The organism is Mesorhizobium sp. CA15 (genome assembly GCF_020165215.1).
Lineage (GTDB): Bacteria > Pseudomonadota > Alphaproteobacteria > Rhizobiales > Rhizobiaceae > Mesorhizobium.
The window spans coordinates 174749-194764 of sequence record NZ_JAIUHQ010000007.1; the positions used below are offsets into that span (position 1 = coordinate 174749).

Genomic DNA, 20016 nt, shown 5'->3' on the forward strand with positions numbered 1-20016 from the left:
TATACGGCTTGTCAGCTTTCTGACGGGTGCGCCGCGATCGCACTCAAGAACGCCTCGCCGAACTCCTTGAGCTTTGCTGCACCCACGCCGTTCACCTCGGCGAAGTCGTCGAGGTCGCGCGGACGGCGCTCGGCCATGTCGATCAGCGTGCGGTCGGAGAACACCACATAGGCCGGCACCTGCCGTTCCTTGGCGAGCCGCAGCCGCAGCGTTTTGAGCGCGGCCAGCAAGGAAGTGTCCACGCCCTCGCCCGTGGCAGAGCCTTGCGCGGCACGCTTCCTGCCGCGCGCCAGACGGTCCCGGCCTTCGACACGATACTCGAACGCAACCTCGCCGCGGCCGAGCGCGCGGCCGCTTTCCGAGATGGCGAGGCCGCCATGGCCGTCGGGATCCGGCACCAGGAAGCCGCCGGCGACAAGTTGCCGGATGAGCGACAGCCAGACCGGCTTCCGGTGCATGATGCCGGTCCTGAAGCTGGCGAGCTGCTGATGGCCTCTGGCCAGCACCTTTTCGGTCTCATGGCCGAGCAGGATGTCGATGACATGGGCGGCGCCGAAGCGCTCGCCGCTCTGCGCGACGGCCGCGAGGATGATCCGCGCCTCCGCCCCGCCATCGGCGCGCGGCGCCTGGTCGAGGCAGTTGTCGCAATTGCCGCAGGCTTGCGCCTCCTCGCCAAAATAGCCGAGCAGCACCTGGCGCCGGCACTGCGCCGTCTCGCAATAGCCGATCAGCGTGTCGAGCCGGCGATGCGCCCGCCTTTTGTGCTCGGGCGAGGTATCCTCGTCGTCGATGAACATCCGGCGCGTGCGGATGTCGCCGGCGCCGTAGAGCATGTGCGCTTCCGCCGCTCGGCCGTCGCGGCCGGCGCGGCCGATCTCCTGGTAATACGCCTCGAGGCTGCCGGGCAGGTCGGTGTGGAAGACATAGGCGACGTCGGGCTTGTCGATGCCCATGCCGAAGGCGATGGTCGCCACCATGACGACGCCCGACAGGCTCATGAAGGTGTTCTGGTTCGCCTCTCGCGCGTCCTTGCTCATGCCGGCGTGGTAGGCGAGCGCGCGCACGCCGTTCTTCTCCAGGAAAGCCGCCATTTCTTCCGTCTTGCGGCGCGACAGGCAATAGATGATGCCGCTCTTGCCCTGGTGACGCTCGATGAAGCGCAGCAGCTGGCGCTTGCTGTCCTGCTTGGGCTCTATCGCCAGCTTGATATTGGGCCGGTCAAAGCCCAGCACCAGGGTTTCGGCGCGCCCGGCAAACAGCCGCGCTTCGATGTCGGCGCGCGTGGCCTCGTCCGCCGTCGCCGTCAGCGCGATGATGGGCACCTGCGGAAACACGCCGCGCAATTGCGACAGGTCTTCATATTCGCGCCGGAAGGCCGGTCCCCATTGCGAGATGCAATGCGCCTCGTCGATGGCGATCAGGCCGACATCGAGCCGGGACAGGGCTTCGAGCATCCGCTCTGTCATCAGCCGCTCCGGCGCCATATAGAGGAGCCGCGTCTGCCCGGACGCCACGCGGCGCCAGGCAGCGACATTGGCGTCGCGGTCGAGCGAGGAATTGATGGTGTCGGCGGCCACGCCGGCAAGGCGCAAGGCGGCGACCTGGTCCTGCATCAGCGCCACCAGCGGCGACACCACGATGGTAAGCCCGCCTTTGACCAGAGCCGGAACCTGATAGCAGAGCGATTTGCCGGCGCCTGTCGGCATCACCGCCAGCACATGCCGCCCGGACAGCAACGCCTCGATCACGGTCGCTTGCCCGGGGCGAAAATCGTCGAAGCCGAACACATCCTTCAGGACGCGCCGCTTGTGATCCTCGGCCCGGATGCTCACTGCCTGCGCCGGCATCACCGCGCCGTTCCCGCGTTCAAGGTGTAGGCCGGCATTTCGTAGCCGAATTCGTGGCAGAAGCCCTCCACGCGGGCGAGGAACGCCGCTGGCAGGCCATGCAGGTAGGTCTGGAATTCTTCATTGCGCTCCCATTTTCTTAGCGACGTCGGCCGTATCGGATTGTCCGCATCGCGGCTGTAAAGCGTGACCGGTGACAGACCGAACGACCGGGCGATCCTGCCCTGGACGATATCGGGTTCGGCGATCAATTCCTCATAGCGCAGATAGAAAACGGCTCTTTCGGGTTGAGCCTTTCTAAGGCGCGTCAACCCGTCATACTCCGCCTCCCAGCGCTCGGTCGTTACGTGAAAACGCCGTTCGTTCACCGTCTCTGGATGGGAGCTTGTGAGCACGTCGAAAGGATGCCGCACGCAATAGATCAATCCGACCGAGCCAGGCAGATGCTCGATGTCCTTATGGCTCTCATAGGTGCGTTTGACGACCAGATTGACTTCGGGGCGATCCAGTTCGAGCAGCGCCTGATACGGCGCTTCGTCCCTATGAACATAGATATCGTCGAAACACGCCATCAAACGACGGCTTAGCGTGGTTCCGCTGCGAGCACAGCCGGCAATGAAGATTCTTTTGCGAAACGTCATTGCCGAGGGCAGCCGGGGCGCAGCCTTGCGCAATCGCCAGAACAGTCGTCTTGCGCCACGGCGTAGAGTGGTCGCCGGCATCCGGGCTGCTTTGCCAGGAACGTCCCTCGACGTGATCTCGGCCAAGGCGATGCCGCTCTCTCCGGCAACGGCGTAGAGCAGCCAGGTGCGGCCTCTCTCCTCGAAAATCGCAGGATCGCGCAACGCGTTCTCCGCGCCTTCGGCCGGCCCGTCCCGGCTGGGGCAAACCGGCAAGCCCGCGCCTTCGAAGTCCGTCTGCGGCCGCAGCAGTTCGGTCTCGCCTTTGACCGTCCAGCGTCTCCAGTCCTCGGCGAGATCGATCGTGCCGTGAAGTATCCGTTCCGGCGCGTCGCCCCTGCGCGTGTAAAAGACCCGCAGCCAGCGACCGGATTTCTGCAGTGCAAGATGCCGCGGGGTGGGAAGGCGCTTCATGCCGGACAGAACGACCGCACCCCGTTCGAAATCGGAGATGCCGGTCCTGGAGCGGAAGACGGTGATGGCTTCTGTCCCGAGAAGACCGTACCACCACTGATCGTGGCGGAAGAACCGGGCATAGGAAGGCCCGAGCGGCTCGGAAAGCGGATTGAAATGAAGGCCGTCACCGGATGTCGCGGCAAAGGTCGTCTGGCCTTCTCCGCCTTTTGCCGGTCCGTGAAAATACATAACGAAGCGGCGATTCCGCTGATCGACATGAACGTCGGGAGACGCGATGTGGCCTTTGATGAACGGACATTGAGCGAGAGATAGTACCCCGCCGGGATGGATGCGCCACGGGCCTTCGATCGAATCGGCGTAGGCGAGGCGGATATAGGAACCCCCGTGGTCGGCGAAATAGAGATAGTAGGCGCCCAGCCGCCCCGGCGCCCAGTCCGGCATGCCGATCAGCGACGGCCCGTTGATGTTGATCCCATCACCGCCGGGCAACATGTCCGGCGTCACGATAAGCCCAAGCCGGCTCGCGGTGAGAATGGGTGGCGCGATCATGCGGCAGGCTGCTTCCGGTCGCCGATTCCATCCTGGCGACAAGCGCGCCTGTCGTGGAGCCTGCACGTTCCAGCCCGGCATCGCCGGGTCTCACATGTCGCCTGCTCTTCCAAGCTAGCCCCCTTGATCTTGCCGCCGCCTGGGGCAGGCGCCTTGGCTCGATTGTCGATCCGGCATCGTTCGGCCTTGTCGTCTCGATACAACGACGTGCATTGAAACGGAAGGTCAAAGCAATGCCGCGGTCCATTCGCGGCGGCTTCGAACGACAGGGCGGTGGGGATAGCGTGCGCTTGCGACGAAATCACCGAAGCCTGGAGGGCCGTCACGACATTCCGCTCGAATCGCGGCGATCGCCGACTTCGCCGCCCGAGAGCTCCCCCGGCCCGTTCTGCGGTGCTATAACGCCGAGCCGCTCCGATGAAGGGCGGCGCCCGACGCAAAAGGAGCCCTGGCATGATCGATCCCGCGACGCTCGTCACCTACATCGCGGTCGTGTTCGGCTTCGTCTTCATCCCGGGGCCGGCGACGCTGCTCACGGTCGCGCGGGCGACGAGCTCGGGCACGAAGGTCGGCATCGCCACCGGCGCCGGTGTCGCTGCGGGTGACGTCATCCACACCATCATGGCCATCGTCGGCATTTCGGCCGTCGTCGCCGCTTCGGCGATGCTGTTCAGCATCGTCAAATATATCGGCGCGGCCTATCTCGTTTATCTCGGCATCCGCGCCATTTTCGAAAAGGCGCCGGCAGACCTGGCGGCCACGACGCTCCCCATTTCCGCGGGCCGGGCCTTCCGGCAGGCGATCCTGACCGAAGTGCTCAATCCGAAGACCGCGCTGTTCTTCCTGGCCTTCTTGCCGCAATTCGTGCACCCGCAAGGTGGTTTCGTGGTGCTGCAGCTGATGCTGCTGGGCATCATCTTTGTCTTGCTCGGGCTCTTCAGCACGGTCATCTTCGCCGTCAGTGCGGGCGGCCTGGGTTCCTTGCTGCGCCGCAATCCGGCGGTGTTGAAATGGCAGGGCAAGGTGGTCGGCGGCATATATTGCGCGCTCGGCATACGCCTGGCGCTGCAGCAGCGCTGAAACGCTTCACCCGGCGGCGCCGGTTCAGGCAGTCTGTCATAGCCGAATTCGCGACAGAAGGCCCGCATGGCCGGCGTCGGCGGGGTGACGAGATCGCGCTTTCTTTATAAAAGAAACCAAGCATATTCTTGCAGAACTCAGCCGGGGGCTTGCTGATACTATTCTTCCGCAGTCGTCCTGCTTCTCCGACACCGCAGCAATGGAATCCGTTTTCGCCATGGATTCATCCGCGCCCGTGCTGATCTTCTATGCCCGCAACGACGCGCTTGGCGACGGCTTGCTGCGGATTCCGGCCCTGCGGGCGGCGAGGACGGCCTTTCCGCAAAGCCGTGTCGTCTACGGCGCCATGCGCGGCTCATCGCTCTCGCATGCGTTGCACAAGCATGTCGCGCATCTCGTCGACGATTTCAGGACGAAGACGCCGCTTTCAGCCATCCTCGCCGAATTCGCGCCGCGCGGCCGCAAAGCCATCGTCGTCGATCTGCGCACCGGCGTGCCGGGCCTCATCCTCACGGCTCTTCGACTTGCAGGCCGGGGCATCCGCTACGAAGCGAACTTTGCCGGCCATCTTCTGTCGCTGCGCTGGGGCACGCGGTTGACGCTGCGGCCGGAACACAATGCCTGGCGCTACCACCGGCTGGTCGAGCGTCTGGCGGGGCGGCATCTGCCTTTCGATCACAGGCTCGATGTGCCGGACGCCGCGCGGGCTCTGGCGCGCCAGCTGCGCGGCGGTTGCGGCCGTCCGCTCGTCCTGCTTGGCGGCAATGCCCATGGCAGAAAGTGCATGAGCGAAGATCAGGTGGTGGCCGTTGCCGGCAATCTCATCGATGCCGGCTACCGGGTGCTGTATCTGGCGACCCCCGGCGGCGGACCGGCGCCACCGGCGCTCCTCGCAAGGGAAGGCCGCCTCCAGGTGGCCGGTCCGGAACTGGCGCCGGACATCACGAGCTTCGACGATCTCCTGCTTGCGCTGGGCGAGATGGCGGTCGCCTATATCGGCATGGAGGGCGGACTGGCGCATCTCATGGCCGCCGTCATGACGCCGGCGGTGATCGTCAACAACGGCGCCAATATGGAGCGCTGGCGCCCCCTTTCAAATGCGGTCGAAGTCGTCACGGTGCCAAGGCGAGGCCGTTCGGCCTATGTCGCCGACGCGCCGGTCGAGGCCATACTCGATGCCGCGCATCGCCTGCTCGCGGCAGGCCGCCGCGATCACATGGCGGTCGCAGCGGTTCCGGAAAGGCGTGAAACCGCTGCGGAGCAATCGGCGTCCGATAGAACCGCCGACCTGCCCTAACCGAGGAAATCGGCCCGGCAAGGCGCAAAACTGTCGACCAGCCGCCCGGCCTCCAGCGCCTTGACGCCATGTACGAGATTGGACGGCACGATGAAGCTGCTGCCTGTTTCGAGGATCTCCGATCGGCCGCCGACAGTGACCTCGAAGCGACCCTCGGCGACATAGCTTGCCTGGACGTGGGGATGCGAATGCAGCGCGCCGACGCCACCCTTGTCGAAGGCGAACTCGACCATCATCAATTCATCGGTATGCACCAGCACGCGCCGCCTGTTGCCGTCCGGCGTCGGCTCCCAGGCTTTTTCGCCCGCATGCGAAAAGATATCGGTCATCGCTCAGCTTCCGTTCGGCTTGTAAAGCAAATCCAGGAAAGGTCCGGCGCGGTTTTCCGGCGGGAGACGGTCACCGCGCCAGCCAGCCGCCATCGACCGGCACCACCGCGCCATGCATATAGTCCGACGCCCGCGCCAGCAGGAACACGGCCGCGTCGCCGATGTCGTCGGGCCGGCCCCAGCGCGCCGCGGGGATGCGCCCGAGGATGGCCGCGCTTCGGTCCGGGTCGGCGCGCAGCGCCTCGGTGTTGTTGGTCTCGATATAGCCCGGCGCGATGCCGTTGACGTTGATGCCTTTCGCCGCCCATTCGCAGGCGAGCAGCCTTGTGAGGCCGAGCACGCCGTGCTTCGAGGCCGTATAGGAAGCAACGCGGATGCCGCCCTGGAAACTCAGCACCGAGGCGATATTGACGATCTTGCCGCGCCGTCCGGGCTCCGCCAGCACACGCCTGGCAAAGCTCTGGCACAGGCGAAAGACCGTCTTCAAATTGATGTCCATCACCTCGTCCCAATCGGCTTCGGTAAGGTCGACCGCATCGGCGCGCCGGATGATGCCGGCGTTGTTGACGAGGCCGTCGAGCCGGCCGCTCTCGTCCCAGACCCGGTCTAACATCGCGGCCGCCTCGTCCGGGTCGCCGAGATCGGCCTTCACCGCTTCGAAGCTGCCGCCCGCGGCCGTAACTTTCGCGGCGGTGTCATCCATCGCCGATCGGCCGACGCCGACCACCAGGCCGCCGGCGCGCGCGATCGACACGGCGATGCCTTGGCCGATGCCGGTGTTGGCGCCGGTGACCAGGATGCGCTTGCCCGTGAGGCTGAAGGCGGAAAGATCGCTCACCGCAATTGATCCATCGCCACCTGATCGACGTCGGTATAGTCGACATTGTCTCCGGCCATCGCCCAGATGAAGGCGTAGTTGGATGTGCCGGCGCCCGAATGGATCGACCAGCCCGGCGACAGCACCGCCTCCTCGCTGCGCATGACGATGTGGCGCGTCTCGTCCGGTTCGCCCATGAAGTGGAAGACGCGCTGCCCTTCCGGCAGATCGAAGTAGAGATACGCTTCCATGCGCCGGTCATGCACATGGCAAGGCATGGTGTTCCACACCGAGCCTGGCGCGAGCTGCGTGATGCCGACGACGAGCTGGCAGGTCTTGACGCCGTCGGCGTGGATGAACTGGAAGATCGAGCGTTCGTTGCTGGTCGCCTGGCTGCCGAGGTCGAGCCGTCTGGCGTCGCCGATGCGGATCAACTGGCTGGGATAGGGCCGATGCGCCGGTGCGCTAAGCAGGTAGAATTTTGCCGGCTTGTCGGGCTCCGCCGAGCCGAACGACACCTGCTCGGCGCCCATGCCGAGATAGACCATGTCGCGCGCCGCCAATTCGTAAGCCATGCCGTCGGCCGTGACGGTGCCGGCGCCGCCGATGTTGACGGCGATCAGTTCGCGGCGGTCGAGGAAAGCCTTGGTTCCGGTCGGCTTGATCGCCTCGAGCGGCAGGATCTTGTCGATAGGCATGGCGCCGCCGACGATCATGCGGTCGTAATGCGTGTAGGTCAGGCTGACGAGGCCCGGCTGAAAAAGCCCCTCGACGTGGAAATGGTGGCGCAGCTCGTCTGTTCCCATGGCCGCGGCGGTGATGGGATCGATGGCGAAGCGCGAGGAAAATTGTGTCTGGTCCATTTCTAGGCCTTGTCTGACGGTCATTCGGTCGATGCGGCTTTCAGCGAATTGGCATAATAGGTCTGTCTGGCCTGCAGCCGCTCGCGGTAGCGCTGCTGGCTGCGGGTCAGATGCGTGCGCATCGCCTCGCGCGCGGCCTCGGCATCGCCTGCCGAGATCGCGTTGAGAATGACGAGATGCTCGCGCTGCAGGCCGCGCTGGTACTCGTCCGACTGAACGAGCTCTGTCGACCAGGGCGAGGTCACGTCGCAAGGAATGGCACGGCGTCCCAGCACATCGAGCATCTCGACATAGAACGGGTTGTTGGTGGCGCTGGCGATCGCGCGGTGGAAGGCGAGGTCGGCCGGGCCGGTCGGCTGGCTGGCGAGCAGCAGCCGCTCGAACTCGAAGAAGGCCTCCTGGATCGCGGCCTCCTGGGCGGCGTTGCGGCGGATGGCGGCCAGGCCCGCCGATTCGATCTCGATCGCGAGGCGGACCTCGAGCACGTTGAGCGCGACCGAATCCTTGGCTCCCATGTCGGCGGCCAGAACGCCGAAGCTCGTCGAGATGTGCTCGCTGACGAAGACGCCGGCGCCTTGCCGCGCTTCGACCAGGCCATCGGCGGCAAGCTTGGCCAGCGCCTCGCGGATGACCGTGCGGCTGACGCCGAAAGTCTCCGTCAGCTGGCCTTCGGTTGGCAGCTTCTGTCCGGGAGGAATCTCGCCCGCCAAGAGCTGCTTGCGGATCGCCGCGACCACGGTCTCCGACAGTTTCGGCTTCCGTTCGACCCTGAGGTCGGCAACTGTTTGAGACACGTGGTGCCCTCCTAGTGAAACAGGCTCGGCAGCCACAATGAGATTTCCGGTATGTAGGTGACAAGCATCAGCACCATGAAGGCCGCTCCATAGAACGGCCAGATCGAGCGCATTGCCGTCCAGATGGGAATGCGGCCGATGGCGCAACTGACGAACAGCACCGCGCCGACCGGCGGCGTGCAGAGGCCGATGCCGAGATTGAGGATCAGGATGACGCCGAAATGCACGGGATCGACGCCATAGGCCATCACCACCGGCAGGAAGATGGGCGTGGTGATGATGATGAGCGGCGACATATCCATGAATGTGCCGAGAATGAGCAGGACGACATTGATCAGGAGCAGTATGACCAGCTTGTTGTCGGACACTGACTGCAAAAACGCGACAAGCGCTGCCGGAACCCGCAGATAGGCCAGCAGCCAGCCGAAGGCCGCGGCGCAGCCGATGATCATCAGCACCATCGCTGTCGTGCGCACCGCCGCTGTCGTCGCGGTGACGAAATCGTTCCAGCTCATCGACCGGTAGATGATCAACGTCACCAGGAAAGCATAGACGATGGCAATGCAGGAGCTTTCGGTGGCGGTGAAGATGCCGGAGCGGACGCCGCCAAAGATGATGCCGATCAGGATCAGCCCGGGAATGGCGGCGACAAGCAGCTGCAAGGCCCGGCCGAAACCGGCAAAAGGTTCCGTCGGATAGCCGCGCCGGCTTGCCACCAGATAGGCGGTGACCATCAGCGACAGGGCCAGCAGCAGCCCCGGCAGAACCCCGGCGGTGAAAAGATCCGCGATCGAGATGCGGCCGCCGGCCGAGATCGAATAGATGATCATGTTGTGCGACGGCGGGATCAGCAGCGCGATGATGGCGCCGACGGAGGTGATGTTGACGGCATAGTCGATGCCATAGCCGCGCGCCTTCATCTGCGGGATCATCAGCCCGCCGACCGCTGAGGCATCGGCTACCGCCGAACCGGAAATTCCACCGAACATGGTCGACGCGGCAATGTTGACTTGTCCCAGACCGCCGCGCAGGTGGCCGACCAGGGACCCGGCCAATGCCACCAGGCGGGCGGCGATGCCGCCGCGAACCATAAGGTCGCCGGCGAAGATGAAGAACGGGATGGCCATCAGCGAAAAGACGCTGATGCCGGAATTGAGCCGCTGGAACACGACGACGGGTGGCAGGCCGATTGTGAGGATCGTCGCGAAGCTGGCGACGCCGAGGCAGAACGCGATCGGCGTGCCGATAACCAGCAGGAAGACGAAAGTGCCGAAAAGCACGGTCAGCGCCATGGTTCAGAGCTCCTCGCCGGTTGCGTAGATGTCGGCATCGACCGGCAGCCCGGCAAAGCGCCCCGCCAGCCGCTCGAGTGAAAACAGGCAGACCAGCCCGCCTCCCATGATGACCGGCAGGAAGCTGACGCCGCCGGGCAAGGCGAGCGACGGCATCACCGTGTTCCAGGTCAACCTGGCGAGCTGCACGCCATAGACGATCATGCCGGCGCCGAAGGCCAGCACGACGAGATCAGAAATGCTGCGCAGCACCGCCTTGGCCGAGGCAGGCAAGACATAGAGCAGCACGTCGAAGCCGAGATGCGTGCGCTCGCGCACGCCGACGGCGGCGCCGAGAAAGATGAACCAGCCCATCAGCAGCACGGATGAGGATTCGGTCCAGCTCGGCGAGCGGTTCAGCATGTAGCGCGAGAAGACCTGCCAGAAGATGATGACGGTCATCAGCGTCAACCCGGTGCCGCTGACCCATAAGGCCAACCGCGCAAGCCCAGAAAGGGCCTGTTCCACCCGCAGCCAGAACCCTTTCGTACCCGACCGGCTGGGTGGCAGCACGGAGGCCTCCGTGCCACCGGGCCTGTTGCCGATCCCGGTCATTTCGTCGCCTGGATACGGGCGGCGAGGTCCTTGAGCTCGGGCGTCGACAGATATTTGTCGTAGACCGGCTTCATGGCGTCGATCAGCGGCTGCTTGTCGATCTCGCTGATCTTGACGCCGGCCTTCTCGACGATGTCGCGCGACTTCTTCTCCTGCGCGTCCCATAGCTCGCGCATCTTGACGACGCTGTCCTTGGCCGCCTGGCGCACGATCGCCTGGTCTTCCGGCGCCAGCTTGTCCCAGCTTGCCTTCGACATCACCAGCACCTCCGGCACGATCTGGTGCTGATCCAGCGTGTAGTGCTTGGCGACCTCGTAATGCTTGGCGGATTCGAAGCTCGGCCAGTTGTTCTCGGCGCCGTCGATGACGCCGGTCTGCAGCGCCGAATAGACCTCGCCATAGGCCATCGGCGTGGCGTTGGCGCCGAGCGCATTGACCATGTCGACAAAGACGTCCGACTGGATGACGCGGAACTTCATGCCCTTCATATCTGCCATCGAGGCGATGTCCTTCTTGGTGTTGTAGAAGGAGCGCGCGCCGGAATCGTAGAAGGCGAGTCCGACAAGGTCATGCGCCTCGAACGCCTTCAGGATCTGGTCGCCGATCGGCCCGTCCATGACATGGCGCATATGCTCGACCGAGCGGAAGATGTAGGGCAACGACGGCACGGCGGTTTCCGGCACGATGCCGTTGAATGGCCCCATGGAGACGCGATCGAGGTCGATGACGCCGGCCTGGGTCTGCTCGATCGTATCCTTTTCCTCGCCGAGCTGCGCCGAATGATAGACCTCGATCGAATAGCGCCCGTTGGTGCGCTGCTTGATCAGCTCGCCCATATATTTGACCGCCTCGACTGTCGGATAGCCGTCCGGATGGGTGTCCGAAGAGCGCAGGACGGTTTCGGCCTGCGCGGCTCCGATCATCAAGGACCCGATGGCGAATGTCGTCGCCAGCAATCTCGAAATACGCAACATGTCTTTCCTCCCTTCACGAATACCTTGGCTCAGAGTCGGTACGCCTTCTTGGCAAGCGAGTAGGCAAGCTCCCGCGCCAGCTCATGCGCCTCCTCCTCCCGGAGGCGATGCTCGGCGACCAGCCGCGCCAGAAAGGCGCAGTCGACACGCCGCGCGACGTCGTGGCGCGCCGGGATCGACGGGAAGGCGCGCGTGTCGTCATTGAAGCCGACGGTGTTGTAGAAGCCCGCCGTCTCGGTGGTCATCTCGCGGAAGCGGCGCATTCCTTCCGGGCTGTCGTGGAACCACCAGGCTGGCCCGAGCTTGAGCGCCGGATAGACGCCGGCGAGCGGCGCCAGCTCGCGCGCATAGCTCGTCTCGTCGAGCGTGAACAGGATGATCGTGAGGTCGCGCTCCAGCCCGACGCAGTCGAGCAGCGGCTTCAGCGCCGACACATAATCGGTCCGCGTCGGGATATCGAAGCCCTTGTCGCGGCCGAATTTCCGGAAAATGGAAGGCGAATGATTGCGCCATGATCCAGGATGGATTTGCATCGCCAGGCCGTCGTCACGGCTCATCTTGGCCATCTCGGTCAGCATCTGGGCTCGGAACAGTTTTCGCTCGCGCTCATCCTCGGAGCCGCGCCGGATGCGGTTGAACAGCTCCTGCGCCGCCGCGTCGGAGAGATTGGCGGTCTCGGCCGTCGGATGACCGTGATCGGACGAGGTCGCGCCGAACTCCTTGAAAAAGGCGCGGCGCTTTAGATGCGCATCGAGATAGCCGGACCAGCTGTCGGTGTCGCATCCGGTGATCTCGCCGAGCCTATCCAGATTGGCCGCGAAGCCCTCGAAATCGGGATCGACCACGGCGTCCGGCCGATACGCGGTGACGACGCGACCCTTCCAGCCGCTGTCGCGGATCATACGGTGCCATTTGAGGTCGTCGAGCGCGCCTTCGGTCGTCGCGATCACCTCGATGTTGAAGCGTTCAAACAGCGCGCGCGGCCGATAGTCGTCGCGTTGCAGCAGCGCGGCGATCGTGTCGTAGATGCGGTCGGCGCTGGCTGCGGTAAGCGGCTCCCTGATGTCGAACAGATGCTCGAACACATGATCGAGCCACAGCCGTGTGGGCGTGCCGCGGAAGAGATAATAGTGCTCGGCGAAGCGCCGCCAGATCGCCCGGCCATCGGTTTCGACGGGAGCGCCGTCGAGCGCCGGCACGCCGATTTCCTCCAGCCGCACGCCTTGGCTGAACAGCATGCGGAAAATGTAATGGTCCGGCACGATCAAGAGCTGCGCCGGGTCGGAAAACGGTTCGTTGAGCGCGTACCAGCGCGGATCGGTGTGGCCGTGCGGACTGACGATCGGCAGGTCCTTCACACCCGCGTAAAGGGCGCGCGCCAATGATCGCGTTTCCGGCGAAAACAGCAGGTCCGGATCGGTCAATGCGGCCACGCGGCTCCTCCCAGGCTTCGCCATTGGTAGATCGGCCAGAGATAATGTCAACATACAAATATTATGTAGTTGTATGATGACTTTCGAAAGGGACGTGGCCATTGTGCACGGCGACAGCGGGTGTTAGGTCGCTGCCGTCGTTTTCCGATCGGAGACCAGCTTCCATGAACGGCCGTCTGTCCAACGCCACCCTTGCGGAGCTGCCGGCCGAAGTTCTGGTGCCTCGCTATGACCGCAAATCCGTCGCGCCCGGCATCGTCCATCTTGGCGTCGGCGCCTTTCACCGTGCCCATCAGGCCGCCTATGTCGATGCCTGTCTGGCGCATGGCGAGAGCGATTGGGGCATCATCGGCGTCTCGCTGCGCAGTCCTGACACGCGCGACGCACTTAAGCCGCAGGACGGGCTCTACACGTTGGCAATCAGGGACAGCGCCGGCGAGCAGCTGCAGGTCATCGGCTCGATCCAGTCCTTGCTCGTCGCTCCGGAGGACCCTGGCGCGGTGCTCGCCGCGCTCACCGATCCGCGCACCCGCATCGTCACGCTCACCATCACCGAAAAGGCCTATCTGAGAGCAGCCGACGGCACGCTCGACAGCGCGCACCCCGAAATTGTCCACGACCTCGCCAACCCGGTATCGCCGAAGACGGCGCATGGATTTCTCGCCGAGTCGCTCGCGCGCCGCCGCGCCGCCGGCACGCCGCCCTTCACGGTGCTCTGCTGCGACAACCTGCCGGCCAACGGCGCGACGCTGCATCGGTTGTTGGTCGAGTTCGCGAAATTGCGCGACGCCCAGACAGGCTCCGGCGACCGGCCGTTGGCAGGCCATATCGCCGATGAAGTGGCCTTCCCGTCCTCAATGGTCGATCGCATCGTGCCGGCGACCACGGACGCCGATCGCGCCCGCATCGCTGGCGAGCTCAGCATCGATGACGCGTGGCCGGTGATGACCGAGCCGTTCCGGCAATGGGTGATCGAGGACCGCTTTCCCGCCGGGCGGCCTGCCTGGGAGAAATTCGGCGTCACCATGGTCGAGGATGTCGGCCCCTTCGAGGACATGAAGCTGCGGCTGCTCAACGGCGCGCATTCGGGCATCGCCTATCTCGGCCTGCTCAGCGGCCACGCCACCGTCGACCGCGCCTTTGCCGATCCGTCGATCCGGCAGTTCGTCGATTGGCTCTGGGCCGAGGCTATTCCAACCCTGCCGCAGCAGGCCGGGCTCGACACAAGCGCCTATACGGCCGAGCTCGCCGAGCGCTTTTCCAACACGGCGCTCGCCCACCGCACTGCGCAGATCGCCAATGACGGCAGCCAGAAGCTGCCGCAACGCATCGTCGCCTCCGCCCTCGCCCGGCTAGAGGCCGGCTTGCTGCCGGAACATCTGTCGCTGGTTGTCGCCGCTTGGATCGCCGCCTGCGCCGCGCGCGGTAGCAGCTTGCCTGAGGGCCATTTCACCGACCCGCTCGATGCTGCCCTTAACGAGCTGTTCGGCCGCAATCTGCCGACGACGACAATGGCCGAGGCCGTGTTCGACCTCGCCGGCTTTGCCAAAGGCCACGCGGAACGACAAAGGTTGATCGGGTTTGTCGCCACGCACCTCGTCCATTTCAAGCAGGGCGGTCCGAAGCTGGCTCTTGCCGCGCTCGGCAACAAGAGTGGAACGGCTGGATAGCGTTTGTGCCCGGCATGGCTCGACGGTGCGCCGGGACGGCTTCACTGTTTGCCGGCCGACCCGTTCACCACCTGCAGCGCGGGCATGATCGACCCCATTCGCATTCGGGACTGTTTCGCAAACGGAAAGCACCAACAAAAAAGGCGGGGCAAGCCCCACCTTTCTCAATCGCTTGTCGGCAGCCGACTTCAGGCCGGCAGCAGCGCGCCTTCCAGTGTGGTGAGCTGGCTGAGGAACTGCTCCGCCTTGCTGCGGCTCTCGTCGTCCTTTGCGTCGGCCGCGTCTTCCTTGGCCTCCTGGATGCGACGAGCAAGATCGGCGCGATCGATGTCGTTCACATGCGTCGCCGATTCGGCAAGCAGCGTGCAGCCGGAAGGCAGGATGTCGGCGAAACCGCCGAACACGACGAAGCGCTCTTCCTTGCCGCCCGCGGTCTTTATCGTGACGACGCCGGGCTTGATGGTGGTCATGACCGGCGCGTGCTGCGCCATCACCGTCATCTCGCCTTCGGCACCCGGGATGACGACCGACTCGACCTGCTCGGAAACGAGCAGCCGCTCCGGCGAGACCAGTTCGAACTTGAAAGCTTCAGCCATGTAAACCTTAGCAGGTAGGGAATAGTGAGTAGTCAGTAGTGAAGGGACGCAACGGCCCGGATCACACCGCTATTCTCTACTCACTACTCACTACTCCCTATTCGCTTTCTTATGCCGCTTCAGCCGCCAGGCGCTGCGCCTTCTCGACCGCTTCGTCGATGCCGCCGACCATGTAGAAGGCGGCTTCCGGCAGGTGGTCGTAGTCGCCGGCGCAAAGGCCCTTGAAGCCCTTGATGGTGTCCGCGAGGTCGACCAGCTTGCCCGGCGAGCCGGTGAAGACTTCGGCGACGAAGAACGGCTGCGACAGGAAGCGCTCGATCTTGCGGGCGCGGGCAACCGTCTGCTTGTCCTCTTCCGACAGCTCGTCCATGCCAAGGATGGCGATGATGTCCTGCAGCGACTTGTAGCGCTGAAGGATCGACTGCACCTGGCGGGCAACCTGATAGTGCTCCTCGCCGACGACCATCGGGTCGAGCATGCGCGAGGTGGAATCCAGCGGATCGACGGCCGGATAGATGCCCTTTTCAGAGATCGCGCGGTTCAGCACGGTCGTGGCGTCGAGGTGGGCGAAGGAGGTCGCCGGCGCCGGGTCGGTCAAGTCGTCGGCCGGAACGTAAATGGCCTGCACCGAGGTGATCGAGCCCTTGGTCGTGGTCGTGATGCGTTCCTGCAGCGCGCCCATGTCGGTCGCCAGAGTCGGCTGGTAACCCACGGCGGAAGGAATGCGGCCGAGCAGCGCCGACACTTCCGAGCCCGCTTGCGTGAAGCGGAAGATGTTGTCGACGAAGAACAGCACGTCCTGGCCCTGGTCGCGGAAATATTCGGCGACGGTGAGGCCGGTCAGGCCGACGCGGGCGCGTGCGCCCGGCGGTTCATTCATCTGGCCGTAGACGAGCGCGGCCTTGGACCCGGCACCGCCGCCCTTCTTGTTGACGCCCGATTCGATGAACTCATGATAGAGGTCGTTGCCTTCGCGGGTGCGCTCGCCGACGCCGGCGAACACCGAGAAGCCGCCATGCGCCTTGGCGACGTTGTTGATCAGCTCCTGGATCAGCACGGTCTTGCCGACGCCGGCGCCGCCGAACAGGCCGATCTTGCCGCCGCGGGCATAAGGCGCCAGGAGGTCGAGGACCTTGATGCCGGTGACCAGGATCTGCGCTTCCGTCGACTGGTCGACATAGGCCGGAGCGGGCTGGTGGATGGCGCGCATTTCGACGCCGTCGACCGGGCCTTCCTCGTCGACCGGCTCGCCGATGACGTTGATGATGCGGCCGAGCATGCCGGGACCCACTGGAACCGAGATCGGCGCGCCGGTGTCATAGACCTCCTGGCCGCGGACCAGGCCTTCGGTCGAGTCCATGGCGATGCAGCGCACAGTGTTCTCGCCGAGATGCTGGGCCACCTCGAGCACCAGGCGGTTGCCGACATTGTCGGTTTCCAGCGCGTTCAGAATGGCCGGCAGGTGATCCTCGAACTGCACGTCGACGACGGCGCCGATGACCTGGCGGACCTTGCCGGCGGCGCCGACGCGCTTGGCCGCAACGCTGGCTGCGGAAGCCGCGGCCTTGGCCGGAGCGGCCGCCTTCTTCGCCGGAGCGGCGGCCTTCTCGGCGGCTGCCGGGGCCTTCGCCGCCTTGGGGGCCGGTGCCGCCTTGGCGGCGGTCTTCGGGGTAGCTGCTTTCGCCATCGTCTTTGCCCTTTTCGTCTATCCGTTGTTCACGCCGCTCGCCGGGTGTCCCGCGCGGCGCGTGATTAGAGCGCCTCGGCGCCCGAAATGATCTCGATCAGTTCCTTGGTGATCTGCGCCTGCCGCTGGCGGTTGTAGGTGATCGACAGCTTGTTGATCATGTCGCCGGCGTTGCGCGTCGCATTGTCCATCGCGCTCATCTTGGCGCCCATCTCGCCGGCCGCGTTCTCCAGCAGCGCGCGGAAGATCTGCACGGCGATGTTGCGCGGAATGAGGTCGGAAAGGATCTCGCCCGGCTCCGGCTCGTATTCGTAGACGGCATTGCCGCCACTGGTCGCCTCGGGAGCGGTCGACCCGGCGGCCGCCGGGATGATCTGTTGCGCCGTCGGGATCTGGCTGATCACCGACTTGAACTGCGAATAGAACAGCGTGCAGATGTCGAAGCCGCCATCGTTGAAGAGGTGAATGACCTTGCGTGCGATCGCATCGGCATTGGCGAAGCCGAGAGTCTTCACCTCGCGCAGGTCGACACGCTCCAGAATCATCGAAGCGTAGTCGCGGCGCAGAATGTCATAGCCTTTCTTGCCGACGCAGATGATCTTCACCTGCTTGCCATCGGCCAGCAGCCTGCGGATGTGGTCGCGGGCGAGGCGCGCGATCTGCGAGTTGAAGCCGCCGCACAGGCCGCGCTCGGCCGTGCAGACGATGAGCAGATGCACGTCGTCCCTGCCGGTGCCCGTCATCAGCGCCGGGGCATCGCCGCCGCCGCCGATCGCCTGGGTGATGTTGGCCAGGACCGCGCCCATGCGCTCGGAATAGGGTCTGGCTGCTTCCGCCGCTTCCTGCGCGCGACGCAGCTTCGCCGCGGCGACCATCTGCATCGCCTTGGTGATCTTCTGCGTCGCCTTGACCGAGGCGATACGGTTACGAAGGTCTTTTAACGAAGCCATGCTTCAAACCTGATCCCGTCCAGCTTCGTTCAAGCGAAGGTCTTGGCGAAGGCGTCGATCTCGGCCTTGAGCTTGGCGCGCAAATCGTCCGACAGCGCCTTCTCCTTGCGGATGCCGTCGAGCACGTCCCTGCCGGCCGAGCGCATATGGCTGAGCAGCCCATGCTCGAACTTGCCGACCTGGTTCAGCGGCAGCTTGTCGAGATAGCCGTTGACGCCGGCGAAGATCACTGCGACCTGCTCCTCGACCTTGAGCGGCGAGAATTGCGGCTGCTTGAGCAGCTCGGTCAGGCGCGAACCGCGATTGAGCAGACGCTGCGTTGCCGCGTCGAGGTCGGAGCCGAACTGCGCGAAGGCAGCCATTTCGCGATACTGCGCGAGCTCGCCCTTGATGGAGCCGGCGACCTGCTTCATCGCCTTGATCTGCGCCGAGGAGCCGACGCGCGACACCGACAGGCCGACGTTCACCGCCGGACGGATGCCCTGGAAGAACAGGTTGGTCTCGAGGAAGATCTGGCCGTCGGTGATCGAGATCACGTTGGTCGGGATGTAGGCCGACACGTCATTGGCCTGCGTCTCGATGATCGGCAGCGCGGTCAGCGACCCGTTGCCGTTGTCATCATTGAGCTTGGCGGCACGCTCGAGCAGGCGCGAGTGCAGGTAGAAGACGTCGCCGGGATAGGCTTCGCGGCCCGGCGGGCGGCGCAGCAAGAGCGACATCTGGCGGTAGGCGACGGCCTGCTTCGACAGATCGTCATAGCTGATCAGCGCATGCATGCCGTTGTCGCGGAAATATTCGCCCATGGTGCAGGCGGTGAACGGCGCCAGGAACTGCATCGGCGCCGGATCGGACGCGGTGGCGGCGACGATGATCGAATATTCGAGCGCGCCGCGCTCTTCCAGCACCTTTACGAATTGCGCGACGGTCGAGCGCTTCTGGCCGACGGCGACGTAGACGCAGTAGAGCTTTTCCTTCTCGGGGCCGTTGTCGTGCACCGACTTCTGGTTCAGCATCGTGTCGAGGATGATGGCGGTCTTGCCGGTCTGGCGGTCGCCGATGACCAGCTCGCGCTGGCCGCGGCCGACCGGGATCAGCGCGTCGATGGCCTTGAGGCCGGTCGACATCGGCTCATGCACCGACTTGCGCGGGATGATGCCGGGCGCCTTGACGTCGACACGCTTGCGTTCGGTTGCCTTGATCGGGCCCTTGCCGTCGATCGGATTGCCCAGCGCGTCGACGACGCGGCCGAGCAGGCCCATGCCGACAGGCGCGTCGACGATGGCGCCGGTGCGCTTGACGGTGTCGCCTTCCTTGATGTCGCGGTCGGCACCGAAGATGACGACGCCGACATTGTCTGCTTCGAGGTTCAGCGCCATGCCGCGGATGCCGCCCGGGAATTCGACCATCTCGCCGGCCTGGACGTTATCGAGGCCGTAGACGCGGGCGATGCCGTCACCGACGGACAGAACCTGGCCGACTTCGGAGACCTCGGCCTCCCTGCCGAAATTCTTGATCTGGTCTTTCAGAATTGCGGAAATTTCCGCGGCGCGGATGTCCATCAGCCGACCTCTTTCAGTGCAAGCTTGAGCGAATTGAGTTTGGTTTTGAGCGACGTATCGATCTGGCGCGAGCCCATCTTGACGATCAGGCCGCCGAGCAGTGACGGATCGACGGTCATGGCAATAGCCACGTCCTTGCCGGCGATGCTCTTCAGCGTCGCCTGGAGTTCAGCCTGCTGCGCCGCCGTCAGCGCATGCGCCGAGGTGACCTCGGCCGATGCCTCGCCGCGGTGGTCGGCGGCGATCTGGCGGAATGCCTTGATCATGCCGGGTACCGCGAACAGGCGGCGGTTCTTGGCGACGACGCGCAGGAAATTGCCCACCAGGCCGGTGATCTGGGCCTTGTCGGCGATGGCGGCGATGGCCCTTGCCTGGTCCTCGCCGGAAAACACCGGGCTGTTGATCAGCCGCGCGAGATCGTCGCTGCTGTCGAGCATTGCCTCGAAGCTGGCGAGGTCGGCCTCGACCTTGGCGACTGAATTGTCCTGCAGCGCAAGCTCGAATAGCGAGCCTGCATAGCGTTCGGCGACAGCTGAGATTGGCGATGACGATTGGGCCACGGACCGTCTTTTCTCTTGTCTGACAGGC

The 20016-nt window shown here is 64.7% G+C and carries 18 protein-coding genes; 3 read left to right on the forward strand and 15 right to left on the reverse strand.

What is annotated here, in order from left to right:
• Positions 1-11: 11 nt before the first annotated feature.
• Together recQ and LB515_RS14745 are read right to left on the reverse strand one after the other, a co-directional pair.
• The gene (recQ, locus tag LB515_RS14740; protein WP_224708138.1) at positions 12-1847 is read right to left on the reverse strand and encodes a DNA helicase RecQ; all 1836 of its coding nucleotides are present in this window, start codon (positions 1845-1847) and stop codon (positions 12-14) included.
• Entirely contained in the window at positions 1847-3493 is a 1647-nt protein-coding gene (locus tag LB515_RS14745; RefSeq protein WP_224708139.1) for a hypothetical protein, read from the reverse strand. The genes recQ and LB515_RS14745 overlap by 1 nt, the downstream gene beginning before the upstream one ends.
• Before the next feature lie 453 nt (positions 3494-3946).
• Between LB515_RS14745 and LB515_RS14750 the strand changes: the two genes are divergently transcribed.
• Together LB515_RS14750 and LB515_RS14755 are read left to right on the forward strand one after the other, a co-directional pair.
• Entirely contained in the window at positions 3947-4573 is a 627-nt protein-coding gene (locus LB515_RS14750) for a LysE family translocator (protein WP_224708140.1), read from the forward strand.
• A gap of 217 nt (positions 4574-4790) precedes the next feature.
• Complete coding sequence (locus LB515_RS14755; protein WP_224708141.1) at positions 4791-5870, forward strand: glycosyltransferase family 9 protein; 1080 nt, start codon at positions 4791-4793, stop codon at positions 5868-5870.
• Here the strand turns inward: LB515_RS14755 and LB515_RS14760 are convergent.
• From LB515_RS14760 to uxaC, 8 genes are all read right to left on the reverse strand, one after another.
• Positions 5867-6199, reverse strand: coding sequence for a cupin domain-containing protein (locus LB515_RS14760; protein WP_224708142.1), 333 nt, complete (start codon positions 6197-6199; stop codon positions 5867-5869). The two genes, LB515_RS14755 and LB515_RS14760, sit on opposite strands and share 4 nt — an antisense overlap.
• Before the next feature lie 70 nt (positions 6200-6269).
• Complete coding sequence (gene kduD, locus LB515_RS14765; RefSeq protein ID WP_224708143.1) at positions 6270-7037, reverse strand: 2-dehydro-3-deoxy-D-gluconate 5-dehydrogenase KduD; 768 nt, start codon at positions 7035-7037, stop codon at positions 6270-6272.
• Positions 7034-7879 carry a 5-dehydro-4-deoxy-D-glucuronate isomerase gene (kduI, locus tag LB515_RS14770; RefSeq protein WP_224708144.1) on the reverse strand — a complete coding sequence of 282 codons (846 nt, stop codon included), beginning with the start codon at positions 7877-7879 and terminating at the stop codon, positions 7034-7036. Before kduI ends, kduD begins: the two co-directional genes overlap by 4 nt.
• A 20-nt stretch (positions 7880-7899) precedes the next feature.
• Positions 7900-8673, reverse strand: coding sequence for a FadR/GntR family transcriptional regulator (locus LB515_RS14775; RefSeq protein WP_224708145.1), 774 nt, complete (start codon positions 8671-8673; stop codon positions 7900-7902).
• An 11-nt stretch (positions 8674-8684) separates the two neighbouring features.
• Positions 8685-9965: a TRAP transporter large permease gene (locus tag LB515_RS14780; protein WP_224708146.1), complete on the reverse strand. Its 1281-nt coding sequence runs from the start codon at positions 9963-9965 to the stop codon at positions 8685-8687.
• Positions 9966-9968: 3 nt separating this feature from the next.
• Positions 9969-10559, reverse strand: coding sequence for a TRAP transporter small permease (locus LB515_RS14785; RefSeq protein WP_224708147.1), 591 nt, complete (start codon positions 10557-10559; stop codon positions 9969-9971).
• Entirely contained in the window at positions 10556-11533 is a 978-nt protein-coding gene (locus tag LB515_RS14790; protein ID WP_224708148.1) for a TRAP transporter substrate-binding protein, read from the reverse strand. The genes LB515_RS14785 and LB515_RS14790 overlap by 4 nt, the downstream gene beginning before the upstream one ends.
• Before the next feature lie 29 nt (positions 11534-11562).
• Positions 11563-12966 carry a glucuronate isomerase gene (uxaC, locus tag LB515_RS14795; RefSeq protein ID WP_224708149.1) on the reverse strand — a complete coding sequence of 468 codons (1404 nt, stop codon included), beginning with the start codon at positions 12964-12966 and terminating at the stop codon, positions 11563-11565.
• A gap of 164 nt (positions 12967-13130) precedes the next feature.
• Here uxaC and LB515_RS14800 point away from each other — a divergent pair, with 164 nt between their 5' ends.
• Positions 13131-14636, forward strand: a complete 1506-nt coding sequence (locus tag LB515_RS14800) for a mannitol dehydrogenase family protein (protein ID WP_224708150.1) — start codon at positions 13131-13133, stop codon at positions 14634-14636.
• 188 nt (positions 14637-14824) lie between these two features.
• Here LB515_RS14800 and LB515_RS14805 read toward each other — a convergent pair whose 3' ends face one another.
• From LB515_RS14805 to LB515_RS14825, 5 genes are all read right to left on the reverse strand, one after another.
• Positions 14825-15232 carry a F0F1 ATP synthase subunit epsilon gene (locus LB515_RS14805; protein WP_095769727.1) on the reverse strand — a complete coding sequence of 136 codons (408 nt, stop codon included), beginning with the start codon at positions 15230-15232 and terminating at the stop codon, positions 14825-14827.
• Positions 15233-15341: 109 nt separating this feature from the next.
• Positions 15342-16919 carry a F0F1 ATP synthase subunit beta gene (atpD, locus tag LB515_RS14810; protein WP_095769728.1) on the reverse strand — a complete coding sequence of 526 codons (1578 nt, stop codon included), beginning with the start codon at positions 16917-16919 and terminating at the stop codon, positions 15342-15344.
• Positions 16920-16984: 65 nt separating this feature from the next.
• Complete coding sequence (locus LB515_RS14815) at positions 16985-17869, reverse strand: F0F1 ATP synthase subunit gamma (RefSeq protein ID WP_224528287.1); 885 nt, start codon at positions 17867-17869, stop codon at positions 16985-16987.
• A 29-nt stretch (positions 17870-17898) separates the two neighbouring features.
• On the reverse strand, positions 17899-19428 hold the full coding sequence (gene atpA, locus LB515_RS14820) for a F0F1 ATP synthase subunit alpha (RefSeq protein ID WP_224708151.1): 1530 nt from the start codon (positions 19426-19428) through the stop codon (positions 17899-17901).
• Positions 19428-19988 (reverse strand): F0F1 ATP synthase subunit delta, encoded by a 561-nt coding sequence (locus tag LB515_RS14825; RefSeq protein WP_224708152.1) that lies wholly within the window; start codon positions 19986-19988, stop codon positions 19428-19430. Before LB515_RS14825 ends, atpA begins: the two co-directional genes overlap by 1 nt.
• Between the last annotated feature and the right edge of the window lie 28 nt (positions 19989-20016).

Excerpts from the sequence above, each read along its gene's own strand:
- LB515_RS14785 (WP_224708147.1), bottom strand. The coding sequence starts at position 10,559 with ATGACCGGGATCGGCAACAGGCCCGGTGGCACGGAGGCCTCCGTGCTG.
- LB515_RS14755 (WP_224708141.1), top strand. The coding sequence starts at position 4,791 with ATGGATTCATCCGCGCCCGTGCTGATCTTCTATGCCCGCAACGACGCG.
- LB515_RS14780 (WP_224708146.1), bottom strand. The coding sequence starts at position 9,965 with ATGGCGCTGACCGTGCTTTTCGGCACTTTCGTCTTCCTGCTGGTTATC.
- kduI (WP_224708144.1), bottom strand. The coding sequence starts at position 7,879 with ATGGACCAGACACAATTTTCCTCGCGCTTCGCCATCGATCCCATCACC.
- LB515_RS14815 (WP_224528287.1), bottom strand. The coding sequence starts at position 17,869 with ATGGCTTCGTTAAAAGACCTTCGTAACCGTATCGCCTCGGTCAAGGCG.
- atpD (WP_095769728.1), bottom strand. The coding sequence starts at position 16,919 with ATGGCGAAAGCAGCTACCCCGAAGACCGCCGCCAAGGCGGCACCGGCC.
- atpA (WP_224708151.1), bottom strand. The coding sequence starts at position 19,428 with ATGGACATCCGCGCCGCGGAAATTTCCGCAATTCTGAAAGACCAGATC.
- LB515_RS14760 (WP_224708142.1), bottom strand. The coding sequence starts at position 6,199 with ATGACCGATATCTTTTCGCATGCGGGCGAAAAAGCCTGGGAGCCGACG.
- LB515_RS14800 (WP_224708150.1), top strand. The coding sequence starts at position 13,131 with ATGAACGGCCGTCTGTCCAACGCCACCCTTGCGGAGCTGCCGGCCGAA.
- LB515_RS14750 (WP_224708140.1), top strand. The coding sequence starts at position 3,947 with ATGATCGATCCCGCGACGCTCGTCACCTACATCGCGGTCGTGTTCGGC.
- LB515_RS14790 (WP_224708148.1), bottom strand. The coding sequence starts at position 11,533 with ATGTTGCGTATTTCGAGATTGCTGGCGACGACATTCGCCATCGGGTCC.
- LB515_RS14805 (WP_095769727.1), bottom strand. The coding sequence starts at position 15,232 with ATGGCTGAAGCTTTCAAGTTCGAACTGGTCTCGCCGGAGCGGCTGCTC.
- LB515_RS14745 (WP_224708139.1), bottom strand. The coding sequence starts at position 3,493 with ATGATCGCGCCACCCATTCTCACCGCGAGCCGGCTTGGGCTTATCGTG.
- recQ (WP_224708138.1), bottom strand. The coding sequence starts at position 1,847 with ATGCCGGCGCAGGCAGTGAGCATCCGGGCCGAGGATCACAAGCGGCGC.